Origin of the sequence: Clostridium sp. OM05-6BH, from assembly GCF_003481635.1 — a bacterium.
In the GTDB taxonomy this organism is placed as follows: domain Bacteria; phylum Bacillota; class Clostridia; order Lachnospirales; family Lachnospiraceae; genus Butyribacter.
This window is the reverse complement of sequence record NZ_QULH01000002.1, coordinates 36,457-57,598: the sequence shown is the minus strand read 5'-3', so window position 1 is coordinate 57,598 and position 21,142 is coordinate 36,457. Positions and strand designations below refer to the sequence as shown.

The 21,142-nt window shown below is 43.2% G+C and carries 15 protein-coding genes and 1 other annotated feature; all 15 genes read right to left on the bottom strand.

Annotation, left to right across the window (positions count from 1 at the left end):
- Window positions 1-119: 119 nt before the first annotated feature.
- Complete coding sequence (locus tag DXB73_RS02730; protein WP_182448179.1) at window positions 120-2,972, bottom strand: HAMP domain-containing sensor histidine kinase; 2,853 nt, start codon at window positions 2,970-2,972, stop codon at window positions 120-122.
- 90 nt (window positions 2,973-3,062) lie between these two features.
- A complete protein-coding gene (locus DXB73_RS02725) occupies window positions 3,063-3,770 on the bottom strand; it encodes a response regulator transcription factor (protein ID WP_118690074.1) in 708 nt (235 codons plus the stop codon).
- 268 nt (window positions 3,771-4,038) lie between these two features.
- A complete protein-coding gene (locus tag DXB73_RS02720) occupies window positions 4,039-5,832 on the bottom strand; it encodes an ammonium transporter (RefSeq protein ID WP_118690073.1) in 1,794 nt (597 codons plus the stop codon).
- Between the two features lie 277 nt (window positions 5,833-6,109).
- Complete coding sequence (locus tag DXB73_RS02715) at window positions 6,110-6,919, bottom strand: hypothetical protein (RefSeq protein WP_118690072.1); 810 nt, start codon at window positions 6,917-6,919, stop codon at window positions 6,110-6,112.
- 48 nt (window positions 6,920-6,967) lie between these two features.
- A complete protein-coding gene (locus tag DXB73_RS02710; RefSeq protein WP_118506480.1) occupies window positions 6,968-7,303 on the bottom strand; it encodes a DUF6142 family protein in 336 nt (111 codons plus the stop codon).
- Window positions 7,304-7,334: 31 nt separating this feature from the next.
- Complete coding sequence (locus DXB73_RS02705) at window positions 7,335-7,811, bottom strand: VanZ family protein (protein ID WP_118690071.1); 477 nt, start codon at window positions 7,809-7,811, stop codon at window positions 7,335-7,337.
- A gap of 19 nt (window positions 7,812-7,830) precedes the next feature.
- Window positions 7,831-10,272: a phenylalanine--tRNA ligase subunit beta gene (gene pheT, locus DXB73_RS02700; RefSeq protein ID WP_118690070.1), complete on the bottom strand. Its 2,442-nt coding sequence runs from the start codon at window positions 10,270-10,272 to the stop codon at window positions 7,831-7,833.
- Window positions 10,273-10,377: 105 nt separating this feature from the next.
- Entirely contained in the window at window positions 10,378-11,397 is a 1,020-nt protein-coding gene (pheS, locus tag DXB73_RS02695) for a phenylalanine--tRNA ligase subunit alpha (RefSeq protein ID WP_022026284.1), read from the bottom strand.
- A gap of 186 nt (window positions 11,398-11,583) precedes the next feature.
- Window positions 11,584-11,830, bottom strand: a binding site (T-box leader).
- Window positions 11,831-11,845: 15 nt separating this feature from the next.
- Window positions 11,846-13,216, bottom strand: coding sequence for a UDP-N-acetylmuramoyl-tripeptide--D-alanyl-D-alanine ligase (gene murF, locus DXB73_RS02690; protein ID WP_118690223.1), 1,371 nt, complete (start codon window positions 13,214-13,216; stop codon window positions 11,846-11,848).
- Between the two features lie 8 nt (window positions 13,217-13,224).
- Window positions 13,225-14,262 carry a D-alanine--D-alanine ligase gene (locus DXB73_RS02685; RefSeq protein WP_118690069.1) on the bottom strand — a complete coding sequence of 346 codons (1,038 nt, stop codon included), beginning with the start codon at window positions 14,260-14,262 and terminating at the stop codon, window positions 13,225-13,227.
- A gap of 117 nt (window positions 14,263-14,379) precedes the next feature.
- A complete protein-coding gene (locus DXB73_RS02680; protein ID WP_118690068.1) occupies window positions 14,380-16,065 on the bottom strand; it encodes an NlpC/P60 family protein in 1,686 nt (561 codons plus the stop codon).
- A gap of 78 nt (window positions 16,066-16,143) precedes the next feature.
- Window positions 16,144-16,752, bottom strand: a complete 609-nt coding sequence (yihA, locus tag DXB73_RS02675) for a ribosome biogenesis GTP-binding protein YihA/YsxC (protein ID WP_118506475.1) — start codon at window positions 16,750-16,752, stop codon at window positions 16,144-16,146.
- Window positions 16,753-16,779: 27 nt separating this feature from the next.
- On the bottom strand, window positions 16,780-19,101 hold the full coding sequence (gene lon, locus DXB73_RS02670) for an endopeptidase La (RefSeq protein WP_118690067.1): 2,322 nt from the start codon (window positions 19,099-19,101) through the stop codon (window positions 16,780-16,782).
- 86 nt (window positions 19,102-19,187) lie between these two features.
- Complete coding sequence (gene clpX / locus DXB73_RS02665) at window positions 19,188-20,465, bottom strand: ATP-dependent Clp protease ATP-binding subunit ClpX (RefSeq protein ID WP_118690066.1); 1,278 nt, start codon at window positions 20,463-20,465, stop codon at window positions 19,188-19,190.
- A gap of 87 nt (window positions 20,466-20,552) precedes the next feature.
- Complete coding sequence (clpP, locus tag DXB73_RS02660) at window positions 20,553-21,140, bottom strand: ATP-dependent Clp endopeptidase proteolytic subunit ClpP (RefSeq protein WP_118506512.1); 588 nt, start codon at window positions 21,138-21,140, stop codon at window positions 20,553-20,555.
- Window positions 21,141-21,142 lie beyond the last annotated feature (2 nt).

The following is a 21,142-nucleotide window of genomic DNA, read 5'->3' as shown; positions in this document are numbered from 1 at the left end:
CCTATCTTGAAAAATTCTCTAATCATTTTACTATACCATATATTACATTGTCCGTCAAAGCCGCTAAGAACCGCTTCTATTTCATGAAGAATGATATCGATCCCGGCGCAGTGATAATATTATACTTCCTTTTCCATTTCCTCCTGCTGCTCCTGATAATGCGGAAACATAACTTCCACATGAAACAGATCGCCATCCAAAAAGATCTGAAACGTCCCCTGCATCAGCTCCGTCAGGCTCTTTGCGATAGAAAGCCCCAGACCGCTGCCCTCTGTAGAACGCGAACTGTCTCCACGCACGAAACGTTCCGTAAGCTCTTCCGGTGTAATATTTAGCTTGGCCGCCGACACATTTTTCATAGAGAACACGATTCCTTCTTCCTGCTCCTGCAGTGCAACATACACACGCGTACCCGGCATGGCATATTTTTTTGTATTCATATACAGATTTTCCAAAATACGGTATGCCCTTCTTCCGTCTCCCAAAAAGAGCAGCTCCTGATTTGGAATATCGCACTCCAGTTCCAATTTATTTTCTTGGAACAGATCTTCGAACTCACCATTCGTCTGCGTTACAATTTCGCCAAAATCAATGACATCCATCTCTAATTCGATCGCACCACTGGATGCCTTTGATGCCTCGATCAAGTCTTCGATCAATGTTTTTAAGCGCTTACTTTTGCGATCTAAGATTGCAATATATTCCTTCGCCGTTTCATTGGTAAGATTCTGTCTGCCTAACAGATCCACATAATTTATAATAGAAGTAAGCGGCGTCTTAATATCATGTGACACATTGGCAATCAGTTCTGTTTTCATTCGTTCGCTGCGCACACTTTTTTCAACCGCCTCATCCACGCGCATGCCAACACGATTCAAATACTGTACCAGTTTGGTCTGTCGGTAAGAAGCTCCACTTGGTGCCACGATGTGCATTGAAAAATCTCCTTCTGACATCTGCTCTACCTCCCGCAGCAAAATGCGATCCGCCCGCTCCGTGCGCAGATTATGAATCTGTGTTGCAAGTAAGAGAAGCAGCAACACCAAATAAGCCACAAGGCATAGTATCCCTTTCCGCTCCATAAGGACTGTCTTTACTCCTCGGTATTTCTGTACAAATTGGAATACATATACAATCAATACTCCCTGCGCCAATCCTTCCAGTAAAAACAAGGTCAAATATCTCTGTCCGATCGGCAATTCATAAAACAATCTTTTGGCAAATCCCGGAAACTGTCCCAAATGCAGCTTTCCAAATATGATCTCACGGACAAACAGAAACAGAATACTTCCCTCCAAAAAGTTTCCCGCTTTCATTCGTTTTAATAAACTCAAAAAAATTTCTGCAGCCAGACAATTCATTGCCCAAAAGAGAATGGCCGCAATCAAAAAATCCAGCCTTGCCATAGAGCCGTTCCACATTTGCAGCATCCAGTGATATATCTGTACCAAAAATAGGACACATAGAGCCAACAATTCCAACCAGACCTTGTCCACACTGTGTAATACGATCTCCTTATATCCTGCCCGATGCCCTGTACATAAACACATAGCAAATAATAAAATCAGCGTCAAAACAAGAGCAGGCATTAACAGACTGTGCCCGACCTGTGCATAATACGCCTGCTTGTCAGACCAGATATATTGTGTTTCAAAAACATCCGCCACCGTTTTATTACGAACTGCATTTAAATCCAATCCAACGGCAATGCTATAAGACCGACCTTGATATTCTTGTGCGATCTGCATGATCTTTTCCTGAATATTACCGGACATTTCAAACGTATCCTCCGGCAGATTACTCTGTCCGTTATAGTCTCTGTTATTATAATAAGCAAACAGCACATTACTCTTATCCGTCGCCTTATCCACTTTGCCTGCCGTAACCATGCGTTCGACTTGATTCCACCAATTCTCATTATTCGTCAACAGCATACCGGCAGAATCCTGATAGCCATATGCAAAATTGGTCCCCGAAAAGATATAGTGCAATTCCTGATAGGTTTCTACCAAAAACACTGCGTAATCTGTCGCCGTTTCCATAGTTCTCGGAATACGGTGCATTGACCATGGCATTTTGTTGTCCGGAATGTGAGCATACGTGTCTTCCATCTCCTGTTCCAGCAGTTTCTGACACTCTTTTTTGCTATACCGTTTTTCCTCTGTTTCCGTATACGCTTCATATTGCTCGTAAAAATCCAGATATTCTTTGGACCATTTTCCCTGATCATCTTTGGCGTATCTCAATAATTTATTAATAAAATACCATTTCGCATATTTTTCATAATAGGTAATAATATATTTTTCATAGACACTGCTGGCATGAAACTGTATTGGCATCGTATTCAAATGTCCAATCTCAATATCCAGATCTTTCTGATACTGCTTTCCATAATCTTTGGTCAGACTATTTACCAACACCATGTTGGACTCATATTTCAGTGCATCCGCAATCTGCTTTTCTCTTACGCCCACTCCGGAATGATTCGTAAACTGGTAGACTTGTCCATCATCAACAATGACCTTATCTCTTGCAGACAGCGCATACTGTGTCTCGATCGGATAACTGACTCCGGAGGCGCACTTGTCCTGAAAATCGGACATAAAAGAACGCAGTCTGCTCGCATGAAGCCCGGTACTGTTTGCCCGTCGTAACAATTCTTTTAATGTATATTGTTTATGCTCTCCAGAAGATAAAGAGGTCAGCAAAACCGTATCATAATCGATCATGCCATCCGGTGCTATAACGCTTCCAATCTGCATATATTGCTCATACAATCGCAGATAACCATCCATCATCTGCTCGACCTGTTTTTGCGAAACATAAAAATCTTCTTGCTTTTGACCGCCTTCATTCGCATATTCTTTCGTTCCCTCTATGATCATGCCGGCTACCGTCGAAAATCCGATCGCCACCGCTAGTAAAAGTGGCAATATAATATGTACTGCTAGGGACTCGCGCCATTTTCCCATATAGAACCTCATTTCTGCACACAAATTGTAAATCATACTGCAGGTCGTCGTGTGCCAGGACACTACAGCCTTCTACCGTATTACCAGTGATCAATTCTCTGTCTGTGATTGAATCTTATAACCACGTCCCCACACTACTTTGACATAACGTGGATTCTTGGGATCGATCTCAATCTTTTCACGTATATGACGAATATGAACAGCCACAATATTTTTGGTGTCGACCGGAATCTCTCCCCAAATATTTTCATATAATTCTGTCGATGAGTAGGTCGTTCCAGCATTGCGTACCAAAAACAGAAGGATCCGATGCTCTATCGGTGTCAAACGCACCTTTCGACCGTCTACCGTAACATCTGACTCTGATTCATCTACCTCTAATCCACCGATCCGAATCACATTACTGCGCTTATTCTTGCCCTCGCGTATCATCTCGATCCGTCGAAGCTGAGATTCCACACGTGCCACCAACTCTTCCGGATTAAACGGCTTTGTCATGTAATCATCCGCACCGATCTTTAATCCTGTGATCTTATCTTCATCTTCTGATTTTGCCGACAACATAATGATCGGTATATTATATAATTCGCGTATCTTCTTCGTCGCTTCAATTCCATTTACTTCCGGCATCATCACATCCATAATGATCAGATCGATCTGCTGATCAGGATCTAACACACACTGTAACGCTTCTTTACCGCTATATGCCCGCACAATTTCAAATCCGGCATCTGTTAAATACACGCAGATTGCCTGCACAATTTCATGATCGTCATCACATACTAATATTCTCTTCATTCTTCCCTAACCATACCTTTCCGGCCCAATCCTTGAGACTCTATTGAAATGCAAATAATTTGCTAAAGACATTATACAATAAAACCTGTCATTTGTTTATTAAGAATTATTAAGATTCTGATCAAAAAGAGAAAAGCCTGTGTTTTACAATGCATCATACCAGATAACAACAATTTCCTGTTCAGCCGAAAAGGAGCTGTACGCCCGGCGCACAGCTCCTTTTTATTGCAATATATTATATTAGAGAAAAACTTTTTATGAGATCCTATTAATTTTCGCCCTGCAAAGCATCAAATCCAGCCTCACCGGTACGAACCTTTACGACATTTTCAACATCGTATACAAAGATCTTACCATCGCCAATGTTGCCGGTGTAAAGAGCCTTTCTGGCTGCTTCGATAACATCTTCTACCGGAACGGCACTGACGATAACTTCAACTTTCATCTTAGGCAACAGGATAACATCCAATTCTGCACCACGATATCTTGTCGTAATACCCTTCTGTGTACCACATCCAAGAACCTGTGTTACGGTAATACCGCTGACACCAATATTGTTCATGGCAAGCTTCAGATCCTCGAACTTGCTCTGCTGACATACGATAGAGATCTTGGTGATCTTTGGAGCATCGGAATCCTTTGCCTGTGCACTTCTGACAGGGGCTGTCGCTGTCGGCGGAATAACCGGCTCGCGGCCTGTCACCTTGACAACCTCCACTGCCTTGTCGATCGGAACCTCACCCTTCAACATCTCAGCGGATGTTCCTCTAGAGTAGAACATATCGCCGGCTGGCATAAAGTCTGCATAGGAAGATGGCATGCCATGCTCTGTAACATCCAGACCACGAAGCTCTTCTTCCGGTGTAACACGAAGACCAAGAGTTGCTTTGATCACTAAGAAAGCAATAGAAATTGTTACTGCCGTCCAAGCTGCTACAGAAAGGATACCCAAACACTGTAATCCAAGCTGGCCAAATCCACCGCCATAGAAAAGACCCTGTGATTTGATCGCACCGCTATCTAATGCAATCTGGAAGCCCGGTGCTGACTTAGTTGCAAATAAACCTGTTGCAAATGTACCCCAGATACCGTTCATCATATGTACTGCTACGGCACCTACCGGATCATCAATCTTCAACTTATAATCTAACAACCATACACCAAACACTACCAACAATCCGGCTACAGCACCGATCACTACTGCACCTGCTGCATCTGTTACATCACAAGGTGCAGTGATCGCAACCAAACCTGCAAGAGAAGCATTCAAACACATAGAAACATCCGGGCTGCCATATTTGATCCAAGTAAAGATCATACATACTACCGTAGCAATTGCAGGAGAAATTGTTGTTGTAAGGAAGATAGATCCTAAATCTCTTAATGACGTTGCTGCTGCACCGTTAAATCCATACCAGCCTAACCACAGGATGAATACACCAAGTGCACCGATCGGAATATTATGTCCCGGAATAGCATGCGGCTTGCCGGTACGTACACTGTACTTTCCAATACGAGGTCCAAGTATTTTAGCACCGATCAGCGCTGAGATACCACCAACCATATGGATCGCACAAGATCCCGCAAAATCATGGAATCCTAACTGAGACAGCCAACCGCCGCCCCAGATCCAATGTGCCTCGATCGGATAGATAAAAGCAGAGATTACTGCAGAGTATACACAGTAAGATAAGAACTTGGTACGCTCTGCCATTGCACCGGAAACGATCGTTGCCGTTGTGGCACAGAATACTAAGTTAAATACAAATGCGGAGTAATTAAAATCCTTGTAAGCTGTAAAAATATCCAAGCCGGGTTTTCCGATAAATCCCAGAAAATCCTCGCCCAAGAGCAATGATGCACCGATCAAAATGAATGTCACGGTTCCAATACAGAAGTCCATCAGGTTTTTCATGATGATGTTACCTGCATTTTTTGCTCTTGTAAAACCTGTCTCAACCATTGCGAATCCGGCCTGCATCCAAAATACTAATGCGGCACCGATCAAAAACCAAATACCATATAGATTCTCGTTAATATAAGTAATCACTTCTTTTGACATAACGATATCCTCCTTTTTGTTGTAGTTTTTCATATGATCCCAATTCATAAATGAATACGTTGTCCGGACGTTAATTAGGACATCAAATGTTGACCTTGCCCGTTTCACCAAAAAATTATCAATGAAACGAAAAAAGGTGCCACGAATTCTCTTCGTGACACCTTTGTCATAACTGAAATTATAGCAGAAAATAAATTTTCGTCAACCTTTATTTTCATTTTTTTATCAATTTGTGAAAAATTTCTAAATTTTTTCAAAAATGAATCTAGAATTTTGACTACTTCGTATTCTGCCCATCTGACGCCGTTTTGATCTTGAGATTCCACTTTAGGGAGTTATCCATCAAATAGCGAATGATCTTCTCCGCATCTTCCGGATGTTTTGACTCATTGCTCATTGCAATGACCGGATCCGGCAGCATACCACCAAGCTGCTTATATTTTTCGCTGTCCTTGAGCGATAAACCGGTAAAATACTGCGTTTTATCGGATGCCTTCATATTCTTGTCCGTGGTATTACTGCGTACATCCTCTCCGGAAATATACTGCGTGTATCGACGATATTTTTCCGGATATTCCGAATAAAACGCAACCTCTTCATTGCCTTTTGCACCATCCTTGCCGTTTTCCGAATAAAAATAGCCGGCATGCCCCCATTTTTCTAAATTCTCCTCCGAACAGATCAAAAGATCTGCCGTGCCGGAATACAGAAATGTCTGGATCTGCTGATCATCTCCATCTAAAGACAGGCGAACGGTTTCCTTGCCATCTTGATATCCTAAATACTCGTTCAATGCCTTTTGGATCTTTTCTACATTATCATCATCAATAACATCTCCCTGCACACAGATAAACAGCAGGACATCTGCCTTTGTGACCGCATCATATACCTGCAGTCCGATCATCGCTATGATCACGACCGCTATGATCACTCCCTTGAGATAATAATGCTGAAACTGCTTCAACTTACCTTTCCAAGATAGATTTTTAATCTCCTCTTTGATCGCCTCATCGGTATGATCCTCATAAATAGATGCTTTGTCTTGTTTCAGTTTTTCTTTTTCCTCATCAGAAAAATGAACTGCCATACGTAATGGTTCTCCTTTCTACAATAAAACGTTTGATGCAAACATAGATCAAACGATGGTCCCCCATATATAGAGCATCAGATAAAAGATAACTAACAGCCCATTACATATAGATGCAATTGTTGGAAAATGCGGACGGATATCTTCCTGATGAAGACTGATCCATGCCAGCACGAAACCAACACCTGCCACGACCAAACTACAGATTCCAACGAATCCGACTAACAAACCTGCATGACCATTACTCCCGCTTGCAGCAACGCAGGCAGCGCCAAACATCCCTGCCGACAAAACCGCCAACAACGTAGCAACAATGCCTAATAACGGATGATGCTTGTCTGTCAAATGTAGAGAAGATTCTCTTTCCTTCTTTTTTCTCGCCATGTACTAATCCTCCATACCCCAAGATAACCCGCTAACTTGGTGAGTTTCGTTTTTTGTTCCAAATATGAAGTATCGCATTGCAGCATCGAAACAATACATATCCCAATATGCCTCCTAGTGTATTCAGCATAATGTCATCTACATCAAACGATCCTAACTTGGACACTAATTGTATACTCTCTACCAGTAATGATGCCAAAAAACTTAGCAGAAGGATCTTTCCAAAACTGCGGCATCGCACAGACAGTACCGGTATTACAAATCCATATGGAATGAAACATATGATATTGCCTAGCAGATTTAGCAGCACCAGTACTGTCCCCACTCTGCCGGCATAATACAGATACCGCTTAATCTCAGCAAACGGCTGCAAATTGTATTGGTACGTATCCCGTGGTACACGTCCCATCTGCTCACTGAAAAACAAAAAATATACCATCATGATCAGATATATGCCAAATAATATCCACGATATTATTCGAATCCTCTGCTTATGCTCTTTTCTCACATCATATCCCTTTCTGCGACTATTGACGAAGTACTACACTCTTCTCGCCCAGTCCATTCATAATCTTATCCATACACTTGTTGACTTCATCATCAGTCAACGTACGGTCTGACGCTCTAAATACAATCTTATAAGCCAAAGATTTATATCCTCTCGTCAACTGCTCTCCCTCATAAATATCAAACAATTCGCAAGACTCTAACAATTTACCTCCACGAATGCGGATGATCTCCTCCACTTCGCCTGCCAAAACATCTTTGCTCATTGTTAAACTAATATCGCGTGTCATTGCCGGGAACTTGGCAACACCTTCATACTTAACATCAAAATCAGCCAAACTGCTGACAACCTTCATATCAACAACTGCTATATAAGCACGTGTACCGATACCGAAGTTTTTCTGAACTTCCGGATGCACTTCTCCCAAATAAGCAACACTCTGTCCACCACAGGTAACAACTGCCTGTCTGCCCGGATGCAGGAAACTCTTCCCGGCATTTGGATCGTACTTCACAGCAGCCGTCTTAATCCCCATACGCTCTAACACAGCCTGTACGACACCCTTCATATCAAAGAAATCAACCTTACCATACATACCGAGCGTGAGCTGCATTCTCTCATCCGGCAGTTCAGTAAGCGGAAGCTGCTTTGGAAGGTAAACATTGGCAAGCTCATATAAGCGCACTTCCTGATTACGCCGCTTAAAGTTCGTAGCCAGAGAAGTTAACATTCCACCAAGTGCGGAAGTACGCATTACACTGTAATCCTCGCCCAAAGGATTCGTGATTTGAATACTCTTGCGAAGCACATCATCCTCGGAAAGATTCAGTTTATCATATACTTTCGGGCTTTCAAACGAAAATGTCATACCCTCGCAGAAGCCGTAATTTTCAACTACTTCACGAACCATATCTTCGTGCTGTAATTTCTGAGATAATCCACCGGACGTTGCAGCACCGCTTGGCAGCGTCATCGGGATGTTATCATAACCGTAAAATCTTGCAACTTCCTCTGCAAGATCTGCCATACGCTCCAGATCCTGACGCCAGGTCGGTACAATTACTTCTCTCTTCTCGCGGTCTACCGGAAGATCGATCGTTTCAAAGTAACGAATCATATCTTCTTCTGAAATATCCGTTCCAAGAAGTGCGTTGATCTTAGCCGGATCATACGCAATGCAGAGCGGCTCTTTCTTTACCGGATAAAAGTCCACTGCACCGCCAACCACTTCACCGGCGCCCAGTTCTTCGATCAACTGGCAGGCACGATCCATTGCATCCATTGCATTGTTCGGATCCAGTCCCTTTTCAAATTTTGCCTGCGCATCGGTACGCATACCAAGCTTCTTTCCGGACAGACGGATGTTCGTCCCATCGAATGTAGCAGCCTCAAACAACATTGTCTTTACATCATCTGTGATCATGGAATTTTCACCACCCATAATACCGGCAAGACCGATCGGTTTCTTACCATCACAGATCATTAACATACTGTCATCTAAGGTGCGCTCCTGTCCATCTAATGTCTTAAACGGCTCACCGGCGTTTGCCTTACGGACTACGATCTTGTGATCCTCGATCGTATCCAGATCATATGCGTGCATTGGCTGCGCAAACTCTTCCATAACATAGTTGGTAATATCAACAATATTATTGATCGGACGAATACCAACAGACGCCAGTCTTCTCTGCATCCACTCAGGTGATGGTGCCAATTTGATGTTTTTGACAACTCTGGCAACATAACGTGGACACAATTCCGGACTTTGTACATCAACGGAGATATAATCATTCACATCTTCATCGTTTCCTGTTTTCGTTACAACCGGAGGAACAAATTTTTTACCAAACGTAGCTGCTACTTCACGTGCAATACCGAGAACACCGAAGCAGTCTACACGATTAGATGTGATCTCATATTCAAAAGTCACATCGTGTAATCCAAGCAGTTCTATTGCATCTGATCCAATCGGTGCATCTTTGTACTCCGGATTGTCGCTTAAAATATAAATTCCGTCTTTGGCTGCATCCGGATACATGTCCGTCGTAGATCCTAACTCTTCGATCGAACACATCATTCCGAATGATTCTACGCCACGCAGTTTTCCCTTTTTGATCTTAAAACCATTCTCGTTTTCCCCATCTTTGTGTGAACTTGCAACATGTCCGCCGTCCAATACGACCGGAACCTTATCACCTTCTTTGACATTTGCTGCTCCGGTTACGATCTGAACTTCTTCACCCTCTTCATTTATCTGTACCTGACAAATCACAAGCTTATCCGCATCCGGATGTTTTTCGATCTTATTGATCTTGCCAACAATGATCTTGTCGAGATTCTTATCAAACTCTGTGAATCCCTCTACCTTTGTTCCTGACAATGTCATTGCATCTGTATATTCCTGTGCCGTACAATCAAGATCCGGCACATATGCTTTTATCCATGATAATGATGTATCCATTTATTTACCTCTTTTCCGCAGTCTCTATCGTAAATACTCCGACCGCTGCATTCTTCATTCTCGTTGTCTGTTTCCTGTGAACATCTTCCTAATCTTATGTCCTATTTAAAACTGTTTCAAGAAACGTGTGTCGTTCTCATAAAGCAGTCTCATATCGTCAATCTCATACTTGAACAATGCGATACGCTCCAAACCGACACCGAAGGCAAAACCGGTATACTCTTCCGGATCAATTCCGCTCATTTCCAATACATGTGGATGAACCATACCACAGCCTAAGATCTCAACCCAACCGGAACCCTTGCAGAAACGGCAGCCCTTACCGCCACACTTAAAACAGGTAACATCCATCTCTGCGCTAGGCTCTGTAAACTGAAAATGATGCGGGCGGAACTTTACTTTGGTCTCTTCACCAAACAAACGCTTTGCAAACTCCTGCAGCGTTCCTTTCAGATCCGCAAACGTGATATTTTTATCAATGACAAGACCTTCAATCTGATGGAAAGTCGGTGAATGGGTTGCATCTACTTCATCCGAACGAAATACTCGTCCCGGTGCGATCATGCGGATCGGCAGTTTGCCCTTTTCCATTTCATGCACCTGTACCGAAGATGTCTGGGAACGAAGTAAAATATCTTTTGTAATATAAAACGTATCCTGCTCGTCTTTTGCCGGGTGATTTGCCGGAATATTAAGTGCTTCAAAGTTATAGTAATCATACTCAACCTCAGGCCCTTCTACTACTTCATATCCCATACCAACAAAAATATCCTCTACTTCTTTTAAGGTGATCGTATTCGGATGACGATGGCCCTTTGGCAACATTGTGCCCGGTAATGTTACATCAATTGTCTCGCTCTTAATCTTTTCTTCCTGAATTGCTTTTTCAAAAGCGGCCCGTTTTTCTTCCAATCTCGTCTCGATCTTAGCGCGCGCCTCATTGACAAGCTGTCCGACCTTTGGACGATCCTCCGGCGCAACGTCTTTCATTGATTTTAGCACTGAAGTTAATTCACCCTTCTTGCCTAAGAATGCCACTTTCACATCATTCAAATGCTCCAACTGCTCTGTGCGGTCGATCTGGCCCAGTGCATCCTCTAAAATTTTGGTCAACTTTTCTTTCATCATATCAGTTCCTTTCTTATGTTGAAATGTTTGCGCGGTTTGTGCCGCACCAGACTGCTGACGCTGTCGTAAGTCCAAACAGTAAATTCCCTGCCGTTAAAGAAAAACAAGCAAGAAACCTCTGCTGCCAGAACTTTCCTGCTTCTTCTCAAAAATATAAGCATTGCCCTGTCGCAGTCATCCTACGTCAGGGACGGATCTCTCCGCGGTACCACCCTGCTTTTTATGGAAAGAGAATATCTTCTCTACTTCACATAAACTCTTCATTACACGTAACGTGTGCAAACGTCAGCCTCTACACAAAAAATCTTCAAAGCTGCAGCTCCCGTGAGAAATTCATTTACTATGGGAACGCACAGGATGCTTACAGCCGGGGACATCCTCTCTCTTCATCGAATCATAGCAAACTACTAAACACGATCATCACTTTTCTCAAATCCAAATTTTATCACATTTCTCTAAAATACGCAACAATCTTTTCAAAATGCATACCATGAGAAGCTTTTACCAAAATGGCATCCTGTTCTTTCAGCAGATCGGGCAATTTCGCCATCGCCTCCTCCAGTGTCGCAAACCAGATTACATTGGCAGAAGGATCGACATCCGTAATTCCGGCAAGATATTGTTTTGCCAGCGTTCCAATGCATATGATCTGATCCAGACCGCATCCAGCCACATATCTTCCCGTTTCGTAATGCAGCTTTTCTTCCTCTGCTCCAAGCTCAAACATATCACCAAGAATGGCGACTTTACGTTCCGGCACTTCAGATAACAGGCGAACCCCTGCCTGCATGGATACCGGATTAGCATTATAACAGTCATCCATGATCGTAAAGTGTTCCGTTACAAACACACTGCCATGACCATCGACCGGACGAAACGCTGCAATCCCCTGAACGATCTCCTCGTCCGACAACCCCATCTGCTGACCTACTGCTACTGCAGCAAGCGCATTGGTGATCATATGACGTCCCGGAACCGGAATGGTGATCTGAAGCGTTCCCCTAGAGGTCTGCACGGTCACATCCGTACCGGATAATCCCTTAGATGTGATTTTCAACGGATGTACATCGTTGTTGTCATTCAATCCGAAAAATACCGGTCGTTTTCCATGTACCTGCGTTACCGTGATCAATTTATCGTCGTCACCGTTCAAAAAAACAGTGCCGCCTTCTTTCATTCCTTGAAATATCTCGGTTTTGGCTTTTAACACGCCATCTCTGTCACCCAATTGTTCCAGATGACAGCAGCCGATATTGGTGATCACACACATATCCGGTCTGGCAATCGCTGTCATGCGGCTCATTTCTCCAAAATCACTGATTCCCATTTCCACGATGGCAGCCTCGTGTTCCTCACGCAGGCGAAGTAATGTAAGCGGCATTCCCAATTCGTTATTAAAATTACCTAATGTCTTTAATATGTTAAAGTGTGTTGAGAGCACAGACGCTAACATCTCTTTGGTCGTAGTCTTTCCAACACTTCCGGTAATTCCTACTATAGGCAAGGTACATATTGTCCTGTAATACGCTGCCATATCTTTGATCGCCTGCAGGCAGTCTTTGACCTGAATATAAGCCTTTTTCTGCTCACCAGGCTCATCTTCTGACATGCAGCAAAGTGCCCCGCTTTCATAGGCAGCCGGAACGAAACGGTTTCCATCCACCTTTGCCCCTTTGATCGCCACAAACATTCCACCTTCTGTCACCTGCCGGTTATCCGTCACAACTCCGGTGATCTCCTTTGTAGCCAAATCCCGATCCCCATAATAGGTACCACCGCATATTTCCGCAATTTTTTTAGGTGTCATTGTCAACATACGAAACCTCATTTCTTCTCCATAGCCAGCGAGATAATCTTCTCACACAACGTTCCATAATCCATACCAATCGCTGCAGCTTCCTGTGGCAGCAGACTAGTCGGCGTCATTCCCGGCAGTGTATTTGCTTCCAGACAGAACAGATTTCCGTCTACGTCCATCAGAAAATCGATACGTCCATACACCTCTAACTTCAACTCATCATATACTCTCTTTGCAAAATTCTGCATCTCTTTTGTTTTTTCTTCTGATAATTCCGCAGGACATACGTCCATTGCCATTCCCGGCTGATATTTCGTTTCGTAATCATAAAATCCTGCTTTCGGAATGATCTCTATGATCGGCAGACTCTCTTCACCAAGCACGCCGGCAGAAAACTCTCTTCCTTTGATACACTCCTCCACAACGACTTCATCTTCATAGCGAAATGCAGTCTGAAGCGCGGTCTCATATTCCTCAGCACTCTGTACCATACTGACACCAACACTGGAACCACCACAACATGGTTTCACAACGATCGGATATGCCATATCTTCCGGCAGATCGCCACTCTGTCCTTTGCGAACGGAAAATCCTTTCGGCGTTGGGATCCCTGCCTCCAAAAAGATCTTTTTGGACAATCCTTTATCCATGGCAACCGCACTGCCTACGCAGCCGGAACCTGTGTAACGAATGCCAAGCAGATCGAACGCTGCCTGTACTTTACCATTTTCACCATCTGCGCCATGCAACGCCATATATACAATATCTGCCTTTCGGCAAAGTGCCAGAACATTCGGTCCAAAGAAACCATCCTCGGAATCTCCACGCATCTGCTTGATCTGATCCAGATCCGGGTCAATGGACTTGATCTTTTTATCGTCCGAGCGGATCGCGTCATTTCTTACAAAAAAATCCTCTGAAACATCTCCTTCATATCCTAAAAAAACATCCAGCATTGCTGCCTGATGTCCCCTTTCACGCAGCGCTTTGCACACGTCTTCTCCGGTGCTAAACGATACGTCTCTTTCTGTACTAAGTCCTCCAGCCAATACGATGATGTTCATAACTGTGCCTCCATTTTTGTTTTACATGCTAATTATTTACGCCACTCTATCTTAGCACACTACATGCAAAAGGGCAACGCTAATGCATTGCCCCTCCTGCTTTTAACAAACAATTTCCTATTTTGTAGGACGTGCTACCAACACCACGGAATCTCCTTTACCATATCCATAATGAACCACTTTCCCGTAACGGCTGCTTGCAGACACATCCTTTGCGCCGCCGGTATATATCTCAATATGCGTGATATTCTTGTATCTTCCATTACGCCAGCCGGAGAAAAAGATCAAGTCCCCCGGAAGCAGTTTTTTATAAGAAACCGCTTTTTTTGCAATAACTTTATGATTTCTGGTGCACCATTTTCCAATATCTGCGGCAACCGGTGACCAGCCGCTTTTCGATCCAAAATATACATCATATTTACGATATACTCGAGAAACTAACGAACTGCAGTCGTAAAAACTCTTAGACATTCTACGTGCCTGACTGTATGTCGTCTTCGTCTTAGAGATCGCAATCGCTTTCTTGGATGCCCGATAACCCCGTTTACTGGAAATCTCAACCCAGATCTTAAACGTGCGTCCATCCGCCTTTACTGTAATATTTGTATGACTGATCTTCTTCGCTTTCATTTTGCCTCTGGATGTAATCGTTACCTTTTTCTTATTGTTAGAGGAAAAGCTAACCTTACTTCCTGGCACAAGTCCTTTAAGCTTCAGCGTCTTTCCCATTCCTTTGTACATGATAATGTTGAAATCCGCATAGGTAGGATTACTGACACGAACCAAAATAGAAAAATCTAATCCATCGATATTCAATGTTAGTTTTTTCGATCCCTTATAATTTGCAAAAATATCACCTTGCTCTGTAAAATATGCCGCACCCTGTTTTTCAGGATCCCAGGTAATCTTACTTTGTGCGATTGTTCCGCTGATCGAAGGCTTCTTCACACAGCCGGATGCCAAGATCACTGTCTTACCGGATACCGTTGGTGTTGTCACATATACCGGCATCGTAAGTGTTATCGTGTCCTTGTTATATGCAGTGAGCGTCGCTTTCAGTGTCGTCTGCCCCTTAGCTACAGCCTGTATTCCCTGCGTTGTCCAAACAGCCACTTTATTATCTTCGGTTGCATAAGTGATCTTTTCACTGCCACTTCCGATAAAGGAAAAACCGTCAACACCGACAGCGGTTGCCTTGCTGCCAACAGCACGTGTAACATACTCTTGTGAATAACTCGGTGTCTCAATCGTTACTTCTGCTATTGCAAAACAGCTGCCACGTCCATTGTCCGCGTAGATCACGGAAGGGCGAAACCCCACTGCCTGCAGAGAGCCGTCTTCACTAATTGTGACACTATTTCTATCTGCCGACAACGTATAACCCATCTGCAGCAAATATTCCTGCATCGGCTTAGAAACACTCTGTCCATAAGCAAGTTTGACCTGTTCCGGTGCGATCACATTAATCTCGATCGTATCTTTATATGATGTATCATCGTCATTTTTGCGCTCCGCCTCAACCGTCACCGTTCCCTCTTTCAAACAAGTCAAAATTCCGGTTTTTGTCACTGACGCCGTTTCCGTTGATGTTTCTGTCAAGTGAAATGTTGTTCCTGCTTTCATATCCGGTTCTACCAGATTCATCAGATCAAATTGATCTCCCACATAAACACTTTGCTCATTTTCGGTAAAAATACGTTCTAAAGCAGCCGCATCTCTGCTGATTCCAAAAATCATTCCTGCAAGCAGCAGTACCAGACACATGATCTGCCATTTCCCTTGTGTTTTCTTTGTTGCCTCCATGTTTCCTCCTTACATTTAATTCACCTTGTAAATAATCCGTCTGCCCTAAATTATCACTGGTATCAGACATCGATTCCCCTATTGTGATCGCTCTGCCTGAAATCCTTCATACATCATATCAATGTATTCCCAGATCTCATCCCGTCCGCTTTTATTCAACGCAGAAAACGGAATAACCGGCGTTCCATCTACTACCTGCAGTGCATCTTTGATCTGCTTGATCTGTTTTTGCAATTGTGAACGCTTGATCTTATCCGATTTAGTTGCAATAATGATCGGATTAAATCCATAATTGACACACCATTCATACATCTGTATATCATTTTGATTAGGTTTATGCCGTATATCCACCAGCAAAAAGACCAGACGCAGCACCTTTGACTGGTGCAGATATCCGTCAATCATCTTCCCCCACTTTTTGACTGTATCCTGTGACACTTTCGCATAACCATATCCCGGCAGATCAACAAAATACAACAATTCATTAATATTATAAAAGTTGATCGTCTGTGTTTTACCCGGCTGCTGCGAAGTACGTGCATAAGATTTACGATTCATCAGTGCATTGATCAAGGAAGACTTTCCTACATTGGAACGCCCGGCAAAAGCGACTTCCAATTTGTCATTTTCCGGCAATTTACTTGTAATACCACAAACTGTCTCTAAATTAACACTCGTTACTTTCATTCTATTATCCCATGCCTTTCCATGTTCTTATGCTTCGCCGGAGGCAGTTTCTATACTCTGCTTCCATATTTCCTTTACCGAAGACACCGGAGTAACCGTGATCCCTTCTAAAATGTCCTCCGAAAATTCCACGAGATCACTCTCATTATCTTTCGGAATGAACACCTGAGCGATCCCGGCTGCTTTCGCCGCAAGCATTTTCTCCTTAAGACCACCAATAGCAAGCACTGATCCACGTAAGCTGATTTCTCCCGTCATTGCTATATCGGCTCTGACTTTCCATCCTGTCACCGCAGAATATAATGCCGTTGCCATTGTAACACCTGCAGATGGCCCATCCTTCGGCACGGCGCCTTCCGGTACATGAATATGAATATCATGTTCTGCATAATAAGAGTCTTTCACCAGCTTTGCGGTCTGGCTTCGCACATACGTTAATGCGATCTGTGCTGATTCCTTCATGACATCCCCTAACTTGCCGGTAAGCAGCAGCTTACCGTTTCCGGGCATAATACCAACTTCGACCTCTAACGTCTCTCCACCAACAGCCGTCCATGCCAATCCGCGTACAATACCGACTTGCGCTCTCTTATTCGCCATCCGGATGGTATGCACTTCTTTGCCAAGATACTCTTTCAGATTGCGTTCCGATATACGAACCTTATCTTTCTCACCTGTTGCAATGCTTTTCGCTGCCTTCTGGCACAACAATATAAGTTTGCGCTCCAGATCACGCACTCCTGCCTCTCTGGTGTAACGAGCAATAATCATACGAATTGCCTTATCCGTTATTGTAATCTGTGAATTTGTCAAACCATTGGCATTTTTCTGTTTTTTCCACAAAAATTCTTTGGCGATATGAAATTTTTCATTGTCCGTATATCCGGACAGTTGAATGATCTCCATACGGTCACGAAGCGGCAGCGGAATTAACTCCAATGAATTAGCAGTACACCAAAACATCGCATGAGACAAATTGATCGGTATTTCCATATAATGATCCGAAAAATGCTTATTTTGTTCAGGATCTAACACCTCTAACAACGCTGCGGACGGATCCCCTTTATAATCTTTTCCGATCTTATCGATTTCGTCCAGCAAAACCAATGGATTATTGGTTTTTGCCTGACAAAACGCCTTTACGATCCGTCCCGGCATAGATGCGACATACGTTCTTCTGTGTCCACGTATCTCCGCCTCGTCATTGACACCGCCAAGACAAATGCGAACATAACTGCGTCCCAATGCCCTTGCGACTGAACGGGCGATCGATGTTTTACCGGTTCCCGGAGGACCGACCAGACAAAGGATCGGACTCACTGCATCTTTCTTCATTGCCTTTACCGCCAAACATTCCAAAATACGTTCTTTTACTTTAGTAAGACCATAATGATCCTCATCCAACACCTGTGCTGCATACGCAAGATCTAAGCTCTCCTCAGACTTTTTCTTCCATGGAAACGCAAACAGATTATCCAGATAATCACGGATCATTTCACTTTCCGATGGATTTTTGGCAAAACGCTGATAACGCATAATTTCTTCACGAATCGCCTTTTTAACACGCTTAGGAGCCTTTAGTTTCTCTAATTTATGAAGATATTTAGCTGCCTGAGAGCCTACGTCATCATCACCAAGTTCCTCATGAATAGCATCGATCTGCTCTCGCAGATACATCTCCATCTGCTTCTTATCTATATTTTCTCTGATCTTTTTTTGAATCTTCTCCTGTTCAATAAACAGATTGATCTCCTGCGTCATGTAGACAGCAAGCCGCTTTTCGCGTTCGTCAATGGATGGCTCCTCCAAAAGCTTTTGTTTTTGTGTATAATCACTTTCTAACAATCCGCTAAGTTGATCGACATAAGCCCCGCGGTCCTTCTCATCAGCAATAGCATCCCATACTGTAGCAGGAACATCTTCTCTAAATTCCGCATATTTTCTTTGCAGGGCATTGAGAATGCTGCCCATCGCAAGGATCGTCTGGGAATCTTCCTCTGACTCTATTTCTTGAAATTCACTATATTCACAATAATAACAATCCGATTCCCGATGGACTTCTTCAATCATAACACGGCAAACGCCACGTACAACAGCCTGTGGATGTCCTTTTCTCGGCGTATTCATCTGTTTGACTTCCAATAACGTTCCCACCGAATATAATTTTGAATGATCATCGTCTGCCGTTTCTGCCGGCATCCTTGTGACTCCAACCAGTTTTCCACCCGGTCCAATAGCTTGTGATACCGCATTTTCTGAGCGACTGTCATACAAATTCAAATACACAGAACTTCCCGGAAATACAACACACTCTGACAGGATGATCATTGGAATTTTTTGATTATTCATTCCATTCTCTCCTTGTATCTTATCCACAAAAGGGGCAACGCATCTTACGTTACCCCTGCAACATTCGTAAAAAGTACAAAGTTTGTTTATGCAGTTGCATCTTTATCCACTGTCAACTGCTTAACTTCGTCCTCTTTTGTGATCAACTTTGGTTCTTCCTCACCTAAAACTGACTGCTCTGTAATAACACATTCTTTAATGTCATCCACGGATGGAACCTCATACATCACATTCTGCATTACATTTTCCATGATCGCACGCAGTCCTCTTGCGCCGGTCTTGCGTTCTGACGACTGTTTTGCAACAGCCTGGATCGCTTCCGGTTCAAACGACAATTTCACGCCATCCAGTTCAAACAGTTTTTGATACTGTTTTGTGATCGCATTTTTAGGCTCTACCAAAATCTTTTCCAGTGCTTTCTCATCCAAAAGATCTAATGCTACCGTAACCGGAAGACGACCAATGATCTCAGGGATCAAACCAAACTTCACAAAATCTTCCGGCAATACCTGTCGGAACAGATCTCCAATTGTCTCATCACGCTTATCTGCGATCTCAGCATTAAATCCAATGGATTTCTGACCGATACGTCCCTCTATGATCTTCTCCAAACCATCGAACGCTCCACCACAAATAAATAGAATATTGGATGTGTCTAACTGGAAGAACTCCTGATGAGGATGTTTTCTTCCACCCTGCGGTGGTACACTGGCTACCGTTCCCTCTAAGATCTTGAGCAGTGCCTGCTGTACACCTTCACCGGAAACATCACGAGTGATCGAAACATTCTCGCCCTTACGGGTGATCTTGTCAATCTCATCGATATAAATAATACCATGCTCCGCACGATCCATATCATAATCCGCTGCCTGAATGATCTTTAACAGAATATTTTCAACATCTTCTCCGACATATCCTGCCTCCGTCAGTGCAGTTGCATCTGCAATGGCAAACGGAACGTTTAATATCTTTGCTAATGTCTGTGCCAAAAAAGTCTTACCGGAACCTGTAGGTCCCACCATGATAATATTACTCTTTTGAATCTCAACATCCATATCTTTTGCAGACAACACACGTTTATAATGGTTATAAACTGCTACGGAAAGAGCTCTCTTTGCGTCATCCTGTCCAACTACATACTCATCCAAAAAATCCTTGATCTCTTTTGGCTTAAGCAAATTGATCTCAGTATCATTGTCGACCTGCTCTGCCTTCTGTGTCATCTCATCTTCCATGATCTCTGAGCAAAGTTCTACACACTGGTCACAAATATACACACCCGGTCCTGCGATCAGACGCGTCACCTGATCCTGTGTCTTTCCACAAAAAGAACATTTTAATATATCATCTTTTTTTCCTGACATGACTACCTCCCTGCCTGATATTCCCCCACTCTTACAATAACTTTATACAGATCTCTATTTCACGATCGTAACAGTGAATACAGTCTGTTATTTACGGTTAGTCACGATCTCATCGATCAAACCATACTCTTTTGCTTCTGCAGCCGTCATATAGTTATCACGCTCTGTATCAGCCTGGATAACTTCTAATGGCTTACCGGTATTTTCTGCCAAAATTTCATTCAAACGACTTCTTGTCTTTAAGATCTGTTCTGCGACGATACGAATCTCTGTTTCCTGACCTTTGGCGCCGCCGGATGGCTGATGGATCATAATCTCCGCATTTGGAAGGGCAAGTCGTTTTCCTTTAGCTCCTCCTGCTAACAAAAATGCACCCATGCTTGCCGCAAGGCCCATACAAATTGTAGAAACATCACATTTTACATAATTCATTGTATCATAGATGGCAAATCCTGCACTAACAGATCCTCCCGGACTGTTGATATAAAGGCTGATATCTTTGTTTGGATCCTGAGATTCCAAAAACAACAGCTGAGATACTACCAAACTCGCAATATCATCATTTACCTCGTTGGATAAAATAATAATGCGGTCCTGCAACAATCTGGAATAAATATCATACGAACGCTCTCCGCCACTCGTTTTTTCAATAACATAAGGAATACTATAACTCATTG